This window comes from Betaproteobacteria bacterium (assembly GCA_009377585.1).
Classification (GTDB): Bacteria; Pseudomonadota; Gammaproteobacteria; order Burkholderiales; family WYBJ01; genus WYBJ01.
Genome location: WHTS01000092.1, coordinates 1 through 12,182, shown reverse-complemented (window position 1 = coordinate 12,182; position 12,182 = coordinate 1). Strand labels below are relative to the sequence as shown.

The 12,182-nt window shown below is 66.3% G+C and carries 13 protein-coding genes and 1 pseudogene (1 of these 14 running past the window's edge); 3 read left to right on the top strand and 11 right to left on the bottom strand.

The genetic code is table 11. From position 1 onward, the window contains the following. From GEV05_22665 to rsxB, 4 genes and pseudogenes are all read right to left on the bottom strand, one after another. A pseudogene (locus GEV05_22665) lies at window positions 1–970 on the bottom strand (protein kinase); it reaches 1,589 nt to the left of the window's first position. A gap of 44 nt (window positions 971–1,014) precedes the next feature. Then, window positions 1,015–1,791 (bottom strand): hypothetical protein, encoded by a 777-nt coding sequence (locus GEV05_22660; protein MPZ46134.1) that lies wholly within the window; start codon window positions 1,789–1,791, stop codon window positions 1,015–1,017. An 80-nt stretch (window positions 1,792–1,871) separates the two neighbouring features. Next, window positions 1,872–2,525 (bottom strand): hypothetical protein, encoded by a 654-nt coding sequence (locus GEV05_22655; protein ID MPZ46133.1) that lies wholly within the window; start codon window positions 2,523–2,525, stop codon window positions 1,872–1,874. 290 nt (window positions 2,526–2,815) lie between these two features. Then, window positions 2,816–3,535: an electron transport complex subunit RsxB gene (gene rsxB, locus GEV05_22650; GenBank protein MPZ46132.1), complete on the bottom strand. Its 720-nt coding sequence runs from the start codon at window positions 3,533–3,535 to the stop codon at window positions 2,816–2,818. A 114-nt stretch (window positions 3,536–3,649) separates the two neighbouring features. On the opposite strand from rsxB, the gene GEV05_22645 reads away from it, so the two are divergent. Beyond that, a complete protein-coding gene (locus tag GEV05_22645; protein MPZ46131.1) occupies window positions 3,650–5,623 on the top strand; it encodes a hypothetical protein in 1,974 nt (657 codons plus the stop codon). On the opposite strand, the gene GEV05_22640 is transcribed toward GEV05_22645, so the two are convergent. The 6 genes from GEV05_22640 to GEV05_22615 all read right to left on the bottom strand — a co-directional run bounded on the left by GEV05_22640 (window position 5,609) and on the right by GEV05_22615 (window position 9,533). Beyond that, window positions 5,609–6,352, bottom strand: coding sequence for an arginyltransferase (locus GEV05_22640; GenBank protein ID MPZ46130.1), 744 nt, complete (start codon window positions 6,350–6,352; stop codon window positions 5,609–5,611). The genes GEV05_22645 and GEV05_22640 overlap by 15 nt on opposite strands. Beyond that, complete coding sequence (locus tag GEV05_22635) at window positions 6,336–7,034, bottom strand: leucyl/phenylalanyl-tRNA--protein transferase (protein MPZ46129.1); 699 nt, start codon at window positions 7,032–7,034, stop codon at window positions 6,336–6,338. Before GEV05_22635 ends, GEV05_22640 begins: the two co-directional genes overlap by 17 nt. Before the next feature lie 29 nt (window positions 7,035–7,063). Beyond that, complete coding sequence (locus GEV05_22630) at window positions 7,064–7,600, bottom strand: universal stress protein (protein ID MPZ46128.1); 537 nt, start codon at window positions 7,598–7,600, stop codon at window positions 7,064–7,066. A 137-nt stretch (window positions 7,601–7,737) separates the two neighbouring features. Further along, a complete protein-coding gene (locus tag GEV05_22625; protein MPZ46127.1) occupies window positions 7,738–8,136 on the bottom strand; it encodes a regulator SirB in 399 nt (132 codons plus the stop codon). A gap of 41 nt (window positions 8,137–8,177) precedes the next feature. Continuing rightward, complete coding sequence (locus tag GEV05_22620; protein MPZ46126.1) at window positions 8,178–8,813, bottom strand: hemerythrin domain-containing protein; 636 nt, start codon at window positions 8,811–8,813, stop codon at window positions 8,178–8,180. A gap of 177 nt (window positions 8,814–8,990) precedes the next feature. Beyond that, entirely contained in the window at window positions 8,991–9,533 is a 543-nt protein-coding gene (locus tag GEV05_22615) for a GNAT family N-acetyltransferase (GenBank protein MPZ46125.1), read from the bottom strand. Between the two features lie 239 nt (window positions 9,534–9,772). Between GEV05_22615 and GEV05_22610 the strand changes: the two genes are divergently transcribed. Next, complete coding sequence (locus GEV05_22610; GenBank protein ID MPZ46124.1) at window positions 9,773–10,681, top strand: HDOD domain-containing protein; 909 nt, start codon at window positions 9,773–9,775, stop codon at window positions 10,679–10,681. Between the two features lie 14 nt (window positions 10,682–10,695). On the opposite strand, the gene GEV05_22605 is transcribed toward GEV05_22610, so the two are convergent. Next, a complete protein-coding gene (locus GEV05_22605) occupies window positions 10,696–11,049 on the bottom strand; it encodes a RidA family protein (protein MPZ46123.1) in 354 nt (117 codons plus the stop codon). 272 nt (window positions 11,050–11,321) lie between these two features. Here GEV05_22605 and GEV05_22600 point away from each other — a divergent pair, with 272 nt between their 5' ends. Next, window positions 11,322–12,125 carry a thioredoxin fold domain-containing protein gene (locus GEV05_22600; protein ID MPZ46122.1) on the top strand — a complete coding sequence of 268 codons (804 nt, stop codon included), beginning with the start codon at window positions 11,322–11,324 and terminating at the stop codon, window positions 12,123–12,125. Window positions 12,126–12,182: the final 57 nt, after the last annotated feature.

Below are 12,182 nucleotides of genomic sequence, written 5' to 3'. Positions count from 1 at the left end.
TCGCCGCGGGCGCACGGTCCCGATCGACCGGCCGGGTTGGGGGCGGTTGCATCCGCAGGGTCGGTTCCAAAGTGGAATCGGCTACGGTCGCGTCGTCCGTACCGGCAGCGGCCGGTTGCACGAGCGTCGCCTCCACGCTGGCGCCTGCGACGGCGTCGCGGATCGCAGCCGCGAACTCGGCGGCGCTCTGGTAGCGTTCGGCCGGCTTCTTCGCCATCGCCTTGCGCACCACCGCGTCCCAGGCCGGCGGCAAGGTCGTGTTCAGCATCGAGGGCGCGAGCGGTTCCTCGGTGAGCACCTTGTACATGATGGTGGTCATGTTGCCGGTGAAAGGCTTCTCGCCGGTGAGAAACTGGTACAGCACGACGCCGCAGGAGAAGAGGTCGCTGCGCTTGTCGACCGGCTGACCGAGGAACTGCTCGGGCGACATGTAGGCCGGAGTGCCGAGCACTGCGCCGGCCTGGGTGAGCTCCGAGCTTTCGAGCCGGGCGATGCCGAAATCTGCTACCTTCACCGCACCGTGCTCGAGCAGAATGATGTTGGCGGGCTTCACGTCGCGGTGGATCACGCCGCGTGCGTGCGCGTGCTCGAGCGCATCCAGCATCTGGCCCATGATGCGCTCCACCGCCGGCAGCGGGAAGCGCTCGTTCGCCTCGAAATAGTCGCGCAGCTCGCGGCCCTTGATGAATTCCATCGCGATGTAGGCGATCGCTTCGCTGCCGCTCGCGGGCGCGTCTTCGCCATAGTCGTAGATCGCGACGATGTGCGGATGATTGAGCCGTCCCGCGGCCTGCGCCTCGCGCTTGAAGCGTGCGAGGATCTCGGCGGCTTGGTTCTTGTTGAGCTGCTCGGGACGAATCGTCTTGATGGCGACGATGCGCTCGATCAGCGGATCGAAGCCCTCGTACACGATGCCCATCGCGCCCTTGCCGAGCTCGCGGCGGATGAGGTACTTGCCTAGCTTGTCCATGCGTTCGAAGGCCTACACGGCTGCGGGTGGCGAGGCGGGTGCGCCTATTCCTTGTACTTGGAGTCGATCTCGTAGACCGCGGTCTGCACCAGGCGCTGCACCATGGTGTCGAGCCCCACGCCGCCCTTCGCGCTCTGCGAGACCCCGAGCACGCTGGTCGCGGCGGCGCCGACCTCCATCTTGAGCTCCTGATAACCTTGAGCAACCTGCTCGGTGGTGTTGGCGTCCATGATCTTGTAACGCATGCCGATCAGCCACACGCCGGTCGCCTCGGAGGTCTGTACCGAGCCCACGCCGCCTCTGGCGACCGCGCCACCCGTTCCGCCGATCAGGCTGCCAAAGATGCCGCCTAAGGCCCGCCCGTCGAACCCCTGCCTGTTCTCGGCGATCTGCTCCGCTTTGAGGATGTCGAACTTGACGATCCACTTGGTCGTCTTGAGCTGCCCGATCTGCATCGTTTCGCGCGCCTTGTTGGGGTCGCCGAGGTTGTACGCGAGCGAGACCTCACGCAGCAGAGGCCCCAGGTTGGAGCGCTCCAGCACCGCGAAATTGGCCTGCGAGAGCTCCAGCTCGGCGTAGTCGGCGATGTTGTTGGGCAGGAACCTCTGGGTAAACGTCGCATTGTTGCTCTTGATTTCGCCGGGGATCACGACCAGCGCCGGGCCGCGCGTGCCCTTGTTGACGTATTCCACCGGCTTGTAGATCGCCTGATCGGCCGCGGCATTGGCTTGCTGCGAGGTTTCGCTGCCGGCGGTGGGCGAGGGATTGCCGAACACCGGCTGGGCCGCCACCCCGCCTGCGCCGAGCACCATCAGAAGCATTGCGCTGGCTGCTGCGCAAAGATTCAGCTTCCTGGTTCGCGTATGCATTGTCTTCTCCTCTTGCGTAGTGAACGGTGCCGTCAGCGCACGCCTGCGCTGCGGCAGTAATCGCCGTAGAGCTGGGCAACCACTTCGTCGGCGCGTTCGTTGAGCAGCGTCAGTGCCATGCCGAGCACGTCGCGCCCGGCATAGCTTTCATTGCTCGCGGCTGCTTGCGAGATCGTGCGTCCGTTCGCGCCGGTGAGGACGAAGTCGAGCCGCACCGCGACCTGGTTGACGTTGACGATGGCATTGCGCGAGATCTGGGTATCGATGAGCCCGCGCAGAATGTACTGCGCGGCCAGGCGGCGCGACGCGTTGATGGCGGCATCGGGATCGTTGCGGAAGAAGGCGTCGATTTCGGCCTGCGCGACCTGGCGGCGGATTTCTTCCGGCGTGTAGGTGCGCAGTCCCAGCGCGCGCAAGCGCCGGTTGATCGCCTCGAAATGCGGATCGTAGGCCGACTGCTTGGCGAGCACCATGCCGTTGCGGTTCTCGCCGATCACCACCATGATCTTCTGGTTCTTGATCTTGTCCAGACATGGCGTCGCGAGCTGCGCCTGAACCCGGGCCTGGCGCTCTTCGGCCTCGGCCTTGCGGCTGTCATCGCCCGTGGAGAACTTGAAGCCTTGCGCGCAAGCCGCACTCGGGCCCAAGGCCAGGACGGCGACGAACGCGAGGCATGAGAGATTCATAGCGCGGCTTTCGTTCGAAACGGCGACAGTGCCGACCCCGCCGGGCCGATTTCGGCGGGACCTCCCTAAAGCCGTAATGATGACATGCTTGTGGCGAAAGTCGTGGAGAAATTCCACGCCGGCGTCATTGCCCGACCTTGGTCGTAGACGTAGGTCGGGCGGGCTGGCGCTGCCTGGATGTTGCAGTGACGCGTACGCCGGCCGCCTTCACGGCCGGCGCGGCGAGGGGGCGAGCCAGCTCCGGTTCAGGCGCGCGATCAGGTCCTGCGGCGTTCCGGCCGCGGTGAAATTCAGCGCAGCTCGGCGAGCTTCGTACGCGCCCGCTCCAACGCCGCTGCAATGATCGCCCGCTTGCGCGCCTCCGGCCCGTCGACGTCGGCGCGCAACGTATCGGGTTTGCGAGCCGCCCTGGCCGCCATGCGCTCGGCGTGGCTGCGACGCTCGCGCTCGAGCCTCACGGCGCGCTGCTCGAAGCGCCCGCGCGCGCGATCGGCGTCCGAGCGGGCGTGGCCCGGTATGAGGTCTGCCGGCCGCCACGGCTGCGGCTTAAGCACGATGCAATCGACCGGACAGGGCGGCAGGCACAGCTCGCAGCCCGTGCAGTCCGCCGCAATCACGGTGTGCATGAGCTTCGGCGCGCCGACGATGGCGTCGACCGGACAGGCCTGGATGCACAGCGTGCAGCCGATGCAGCGCGCCTCGTCGACGAAAGCGACCTGGCGGGGCTCGTGGACGCCGCGGGAGGTGTCCAGCGGCACGACCGGTCGGCCGGTGAGGGCCGCAAGCTTGCGGATCACTGCCGCTCCGCCCGGCGGGCAGCGATCGATCGCCTCGCCGGTCGCGATGGCTTCGGCGTAAGGCCTGCAGCCGTCATGGCCGCATTGCCGGCACTGGGTTTGCGGCAGGACGGCATCGATTCGCGCTGCCAGCGGGTGCGCCCGCTCGCGCAGGAAGCAGGCGGCGAGCGCCATGACCACCAGGGCAACGACGATGATGACGGGCAATGTCATGCGAAAGGAGAGATCGGTGGCTGCGGGCGAGTGCGGAACCGGTTTGCTGCGACTGCAATCCGCCCCGGCAGGCGAGGCAGCCGATTTTACCGCGCTGGAGCTAGAATCGAGCCCATGGCCCGAACCGCCCGTACCCGAGCCCGCGTCGCCACGGGCTGGCCCGCCATCGAGGCCGCCATCGTCGAACGCCTGCGTACCGAGCCCTCGACGCGCGCCATGGCAGGGATGCTGGTGCTGGCTGTCGTCGCGCTCTACGTCTCGGCCCTCGGCTATCCGCTCGTCTTCGGCGACTTCGTCTTGCTTACGCCGGAGCGGCTCGGTGCCTATGCACGCGCGCTGCCTGCCGTCGGCGGCAACTGGCTCGCCGATGCGTCGTTCGGCTGGTTGGGTGCCGTGTTCGGCACCCAATGGCCCTGGCATCGCGCGCTGAACCTTGTTTTGCACACCGCGACTGTACTGTTCGCCTTCGGCCTGTTCCGGCGCATTGTGGCCGGCGTGGGCGTGGAAAGGCGCATCGCGAGCGGCTGGATCGCGTTCGCCGCTGCGATGCTCATTGCGTTCCATCCGGTGGCGGTCTACAGCGTCGCTTACCTGTCCGCGCGCTACGCCTTGCTGCTCGGCTTGTTCGCCTTAGCGGCACTTTGGGGCACAGCCCGTTCGCTCCAGGACGGCGGCGGCGTGGCGTGGGCGCTCGGCCCGGTGGCCGTGGCGGCCGCGCTGGCTTGCAGTCCGGCCGCGCTCGGCATTCCGGTCGCATTAGCGCTGCTTGCCCTGACGCTTCCCGCCGCAGGCGCCTCCGAGCGTCGTCGCGCCTGGCTGGGTGTGGCTCTTGCGGGCGCGATCGCGGCGGGCTATGCGGCTGCCTGGATTGTTGCGTCAGCGGGGCCCGAGGCGGGCGCGGGCAGTTATCTCGATGCCCTGGCTGCGTCGTGCTCGCGCTTCCTGCGCTATCTCGGATTCTGGCTCGTGCCGTGGACCGCGCGGATGGCCATCGACATGCCGGAGCCGGCGATCAACGCAGCCGCGCTCTGGCCGGGCTGGCTCGGAATCGCCGCCGTTGCCGCGCTGAGCGTGGGACTCGCCTGGATCCTGCGAAGCCGGCGCACCGGGCTGCTGCGTGCCGTGGCCATCGGCTGTGCCTGCACGCTCGCTTTGAGCTCGGTGGAGATATTGTGGCCACAGCTCGATGCACCGTTTGCCCTCTCCCGCAGCTACGCCTGGATGCCGTGCGTCATGCTGGCGCCGGCTTGCCTCGTGGCGCTGCTGCCGGTCCGCGCGGCCTGCGTCGCCGCGTGCGCGGCCATCCTGATAGGGCTCGTGGCTGCAGCCGGTACCTTGCAGACTTTTTCTTCCCACGTCGCGCTCTGGGACGACGCCGTGGGGCGAGCCGAACGCGCCGGTCCGCGGCCGGAAGATGCCCGGGTCTATCTCAACCGCGCGACGCTGCATCGGCATGACGGCCATATCCTGGCCGCACTTGCCGATTACGACCGGGCACTGGCGCTGCAGCCGGACATGACGCGCGCGTTGCGCGGGCGCGCGCAGGTCTACATCGACGAGAAGCGCTACGGCGAAGCGTTACGCGACCTCGATCGCGTGGCTGCGCTGGAGCCCGGACAGGCGATCACGCATGCCGACCGCGGTCTCGCGCTGATGCAGGCGGGGCGGCTGAACGAGGCCGGCCGCGCATTCGACCAGGCGATCGAGCGCGGCGTGAAGGAGCCGCGCGTGTTCCTCAATCGAGGTCTTGCCCGGCTGCAACTCGGCGGGCTGGGCGCCGCGCCCGCGGCGCTCATGGACATCGAGCGGGCGCTGAAGCTCGATCCCGCCTATGCGCTCGCTTACTACAACCGCGCGATGATCTTCGAGCAGGCGGCCAACGCCGGAATCCGGTTGCGCGATGCGTTGAGCCCGGAGCTCATGCGCGCCGTGGCCGAACAGAATCTCGGCCGGGCTTGCCAGCTCGGCCATGCCGGGGCATGCGAACGGCTGCGCGAGAAATCGAAAGACGTGGTCCCGGGCGCAGCCGATGGGCCGGTGCGCATGACGCCCGAGGCGCTGCGCCAGCAGGGGCTACCCGACCGCTGAGGCGCCGTGGCCGATCGGCTGCCAGCGGTTGTCGATCAGGCCTTCCATGGGCCGGAAGTTGATCTTGTAAGCCATCTTCTGGCTTTGCCCGATCCAGTAGCCAAGATAGAGATAGGGCAGGTCGAGGCGACGGCACTGCTCGATCTGCCACAGGATGTTGTAGGTGCCGAGACTCGCGCCTGCCAGGTCCGGGTCGAAGAACGTGTAGACCGACGATAGTCCGTCCTGCAGTTCGTCGACGATGCTCACGATGCGCAGGGCGCCGTGGTCGCGAAACTCCACCAGGCGCGAGCGCACGTTGCTCTGGAGCAGGAAATGCCGGTACTGCTCGCGGCTGTCCTGATCCATGCCACCGCCGGCATGCCGGCGCGACTGGTAGCGCAGGTAAAGCGCGTAGTGCTCGGCGCTATAGCGCAGATCGAGCAACTGCACCTGCATGCCTTCGTGACGTTTGAGCGTGCGGCGCTGCGAGCGGTTGGGACGGAATTCCTCGGTCAGGATGCGCACCGGCACGCACGCCCGGCAGGCATCGCAGTAAGGTCGATAGGTGAAGGCGCCGCTGCGCCGGAAACCGGCGCGGACCAGCTCGCTGTAGACCGGCGTATCGATCAGGTGGCTGGGTGTTGCGACCTGCGAGCGCGCCATGCGTTCGGGCAGATAGCTGCACGGGTAGGGCGCAGTGGCGTAGAACTGCAGAACCGATAGCGGAAAATCACCCAGCAAGGTCACGATCGAACGCCCATACGGCCGGTTCGGGCGGATAGTTTACCAATTGTTCCAGCTGGCGCGAGAACTGGGCCCGCGGGACTTCGCGTGCACCCAGGCTGGCCAGGTGGCTCGTGCGCATCTGGCAATCGACCAGGCCGAAGCGCCAGCGTTCGAGTTGGCGCACCAGATGCGCCAGGGCGAGCTTCGATGCATCGGTTGCACGCGAGAACATCGACTCGCCGAAGAACGCGCGCCCCACCGCCATGCCGTACAAGCCGCCGATGAGCCGGCCCTCGCGCCATGTTTCGATCGAATGCGCGTACCCGCGTTCGTGCAGCGTGCAGTACGCCGCGATCATGCGCGCGCCGATCCACGTACCTTCCTGTTCCGGGCGCGGCTGCGCGCAGGCTTGGATGACGGCGCGAAATTGCGTGTCGACGCGAATCTCGTAATCGGCCCGGCGCAATGCCTTGCGCAGCGAGCGCGACACGCGCAATTCCGCCGGATAGAGCACCATGCGCGGATCGGGGCTCCACCACAGGATCGGTTCGTCCTCCCCGAACCAGGGAAAGATGCCCTGCCGATAGGCCGCGAGCAGGCGCTCCGGCGAAAGATCGCCGCCCGCGGCGAGCAGCCCGTTGGGATCGTCGAGCGCGCTTTCCAGCGGCGGAAAGAGGTATTCGCGGCCAAGCCACGGAATCACGGCCGCGACTTGATCAGGTGATCCCTGGCTTAGCGAAACACCAGCACCGGAATCTTGGAATGCGTAAGCACCTTGGCCGTCTCGCTGCCGAGCAGCACGCCGGCAAGCCCGCGCCGTCCGTGCGAGCCCATGAAGATGATGTCGCACTTCTTCGCCTTCGCGGCTTCGATGATGGCGTCGGCCGGAAACTCGCTCGCCATGTGCAGTGCCTGGTACGGCACGCCGGCTTCCTTGCACGCCTTCTCGATCGGCGCGAGGTATTTGGCCGCGAGCTTCGCGGTCGCCTCTTCGTGCTGTTTGGGCGACATGTAGTTCGCCGGTATGAAATCCTCGTACACCACCGGACGATACACCGGAGAGGCGAAGAATCCGGTCACCTTCGCCCCGGTCTCCTGCGCGAACGTCACGCCCTGGGTGGCCGCCTTCTTGGCAATGGCGGAGCCGTCGGTCGGGATCAACAGATGCTTGAACATGATGGTTCCCCTCGCTTCGAGTGTGCCTGCCTGGTTGTTCGCCTGCTGCGCCTGCTGCGCCTGCGCGAGGCGCAGGCGATGCTTGACTCGCATGGCCGGCTTGAGCCGCACGACTCATGCTTGGCGGCGCTTTGCCGGCAGCGAGCGCTGCTCGCCATCCACATTATCGCTTGCGCGCCCCGGACCTGGGGTCGATCCCGCGCAAGCGCCCTGCGCGCCTGCCATGACAGTCATCCCAGCAGCCGCGCGAACGGGCCCGCCACGCTCTTGTTGAGCGCGACCGACAAGACATAGCCGAAGGCCGCCAGTGCGCCGGCGAAGGCGATCGTTCGCGCGCGCCGGGTCCGAGCCAGCCGCAGCGCCACCAGGCCGCAACCGATATAGACCACGAGCCCGGCGATTTTCGCAACCAGCCACGGCATGTCGAGGATGTTCCACTGCGCCACGCTCAGCATGACGATAGCGGCCGCGAGCAGGAGGGTATCGTTGACGTGGGGAATCACGCGTATCGCCCGATGCCGCAGGATATCGGGCCGATGCAGCGCCAGCGAGAAACGCGCCACGAAACCCGAGAGGCTGATGGCCACGCAAGTCACGTGAACCGCCTTGGCGACGACGTATACGTTCATTGGCACGCGTGCACGGCGGTGGTGCCCTTGGCGGAGTGCATTCAGCGCCCCGGCTGGGCCAAGTCGAGCAGAGCAGTCTCGATCCTGCGCGGAGCCAGGTGCACGATCCGGTGATAGAGACGGTCGAATTCGCGCTGGCGTTGCTGGCCGAACAGCGGATCGTCGTTGGCGGCGAAGGCTTCGGCCATGCAAAGCCAGTCGTCATCGGTGAGCATGCGTTCGGCTTCGGGCAGCACGCGGGTCTCCTCGGTGCGCATGTGCGACCAGGTGAATTCGCAGAAGCGCGCAAGCGCGAGCACGAACGCGTTCATGCCATCGCACGCTCCGCCTTGCCAGTGCACGAGGGCGCGCTCCAGCTCGCTCAGCAGATCCGGCAAGCGCCGGTGCTCGCGCTCCAGTTGTTCCAGGACCGGGATCGACTGCGGGCTGCGTGCGCGCAGCGCGCAGAACAGGAAACGTTCTTCCTTGGGATGATGCACGCGCTCCGGAAACGCATCGATGTAATAAAGCATCGAGGCAAGCAAGGCAAAATCGGGTTCGGCGCACTGCTCGGCCGTCTGCGCGGTGATCGTCTCCAGCGCTTCGATGACCCGAGCCGCCGAACGGTGCTCGGCGCGCAGCCGCGCCAGTGCGGCGTTGCGTGCGGCCGTCTCGGAGTGAAGGCTTTGCGCTGGCATGGGGGGCTCGCGTGCGGCTGCGCTGCAGCTGACGATAGCATCGAACGCGGACGGCTGCCAGACTGACAACGATTACGCAGCGCCCGGGTCGATGCCGGATGCGTATCCGCGCGCGCAGATGCGGATGTAATGCCTTTGATTGCGACCGCTACGGCATTGTCCGTAAGTGGAATCGCGCTAACGCGTGTCCGGACCGGGGCCGGACGGCATCCGCGAGGGGATAAGGAGCTTCATCCCCTCGTGCGAGGCGACGAAACCAAGTCCCTGGTAGAAGCGGATGGCGTCGGGCCGCGCTTTGTCGCTCGTGAGCTGGACCATGTGACAGCCGCGGTCGCGAGCGCGCTCGATCGCCCATTCGAACAGGATGCGCCCGAGACCGCGCGAGCGCAGGCCCGGCGCGATTCGCACGCCCTCGATCAGCGCCCGCCATCCGCCTTGGTAGGTGAGATAAGGAATGAAGGTCAGTTGCAGCACGCCGACGACCGACTCACCCAGGCAGGCGACGCACAGCTCCTGGTTCGGATCGCGCTCGATCGCAGCGAAAGCGGCCTGGTAGCTTGCCGGCAGCGGCTCCCGGTAACACTCGCGTTTCGCGCCCAGCGGATCATCGGCGAGCAGGCGTACGATCGCCGGCAGGTCCTGCGCCGTTGCCTGGCGTAGCCGCGGGGCGGCTGCCTCAGAGCCCGCATCCGGCTGCGTGGCGCCTGGCGGCTTGGTCATGGCCTTGCGGCCGCGCGAGCTGCGAGGGAAAGGTTCGGCATGGCTGAAACTGCCGTGCAGGGGTTGCAACACCGACACTGCTCGAAGAACTCGGACATCTCCTGATGAGCCGCATTCTCCGCAGAGCCGCACTGCCGGCGGCGGCTGCGGCCTCGACGATGCGCATTCAAGGCATTGCCGCATCGTGTCGTAATTCCGTTTGTGTCGTGTCGATACCCTGCCTGTGAGGACAGATAGTCATGCATGCTTCGCTTGCGCTGCCCGTTCACGCCCTGGTCGTTCCGGCGGTCATGTCCGCCGAAGACGTGGTTGCCCGCGTCGAAGATCTGCTGTCGCTGCCCGATGCGGCGATCCGGTTGAACGCCGTGCTGACCGATCCGGATACATCCGCCAACGACATCGCGGATATCGTGAGCCTCGATCCAGCACTCGCGGCTCGCGTGCTGCGTGCCGTCAACAGCGCCTATTTCGGGCTGCGCGGGCGCGTGGACACGATCACCAAAGCGCTCACGATGATCGGCACGAGCGAGCTGCATTCGCTGGTGCTGGCGACCTCGGCGGCGCTGGCCTTCCGCAACATCTCCTCCAAGCTGATCGACATGGAGTCGTTCTGGCAGCATAGCGTGCGCGCGGCACTTGCCGCGCGCGGCTTCGCCGAGGCGGGGAGCCTGCGCCGGCATCGCGAGCGCGTATTCCTGTCCGCGCTCATGCACGACGTGGGCCAGCTCGTTCTCTACCATCAGCTTCCCGAGGTTTCTACCCGCGTTCTGGAGGCGGTGAAGACCGGTCGTGCGCAGGACGAGATCGAGCACGAGCTGCTCGGATTTACGCACGCTGAAGTCGGCGCCTTGTTGCTCGAGCGCTGGAACCTGCCGGCCTCGCTCACCATGCCGGTTCGCTTCCATCATCGCTACGACGAGGCGACCGACTTCGCCAGGGAAGCCGCGCTGGTCCATATCGGCAGCCGGGTCTCGGACATGATGGAGCAGGAGCGTTCCGACAACCCGCCATACCTCGACGTCGCGCCCGACGTGTGGACCCAATCGGGCTGCTCGCCCGACGAGCTGGAGGAGGTGATCATCGACGTCGATATGCACTGGCTGCAGGTCATCGAGATCGTCGCCCCCGGCTCGATCATGATCTACTGAAGCGTGCCGCCGCGTCACTTGGCCGCGGTCACCATGATCTCCACCAGCGTTTTCGACGTGCCGAGCTGGGCCTGAACGCAGGCGCGCGCCGGCACGTCGGCCTTGTCGATCCACGCCTGCCAGGCCTCGTTCATCTTGTCCTTGTTGTTGATGTCGCTGATGTAGATCAGCGTCGATAGCAGGCGCGACTTGTTCGTGCCGGCCGCGGCGAGATACTTGTCGATCTTGCGCAGAACCTGCTCGGTCTGCCCCTTGATATCGAGCGAGTAATCGTCCGCAGTGAGACCGGCGACGAATACCATGCCGTTGTATTCGACCGCGCGCGAAAGAATCGCGCCGGGTTCGTGCCGCACGATGTTCTGGCTCATGGCATTCTCCGTGGTTGAGAGCCCGGGCAGGGTACAAGCCGGGGCGCGCAGCGGTCAAGCGCGCAGCGTTCACTCAGGGTCTTGCGTTAGGCAATAGGGTGCGTGCGTGTGCGCCGGCGCTCGTCCGACGGACGGCGGCCTTGCGGGGCCGAGGCGCCATGACAGTGCCGGGCGAATCGGCTATCGTCGTGAACGCGAACGTGCGGATGTTCGATCGGGGAGAGGGTAGCTTCGTGTGCCCATCAGGCAGGCCGATTCCCGAGTAGGGGAGCATGACGCGCGTCGTCGATATCATCCATTTGCGAAGTTCGAGCAGCTGCAGGAGCGTCGCCTTGAAGTCGAACCGAATTGCGAGTATCCGAACTGCCCTTGCCTGGCTTCTTTGCCTGGGGCTGTGTGCGCCGGCGCTGAGCGCGACCGAAGACGAAGTCATGAAGCGCGTGCGCGAACGCTTCCCGCAGTCGCTGGTCGAGAAGGTTTTCGCCACGCCCTATCCGGGTCTCTATGAAGTGCTGATGGACAACAAGCTTTTCTATACCGACGAGCAGGTGAGCTTCGCCCTGGTCGGCAATCTCATCGACATCAAGTCGAGCCAGAATCTCACGCAGCAGCGGCTGCGCAAGCTGACGGCGATCGAATGGAAGGATCTTCCGCTCGAGCTGGCGATCAAGAAGGTCAAGGGCGACGGCAGCCGGCGGCTGGCGATCTTCTCCGATCCGATGTGCCCGCATTGCATCACGCAGGAGCGGGAGCTGGCGAAGATCACCAACGTGACGATCTATACCTTCATGTTTCCGATCGAACGCCTGCACAAGGGCGCGACCGAGCGCTCGCGCGCGATCTGGTGCTCGCCCGATCGCGCGAAGGCCTGGGATGAGCTGCTGCTCAATCGCGTGGAGCCGAGAGCAAAGCCCTGCGCCGACCCGGTCAAGAAGATCGAAGCGCTCGGCACCAAGCTCAAGATTTCGGTCACGCCCACCCTGGTTTTCGGCGATGGCACGGTGGTCGCCGGCGGCATCCCGGCGCAGCAGGTCGAAAAACACCTGATCGAGGCCGCGAAGAACACTCCCGGCTGAGGTCACCGCTGCTCGTTACGAACCACACCACCCCGTCACTTCGTGACACCCCTCCTC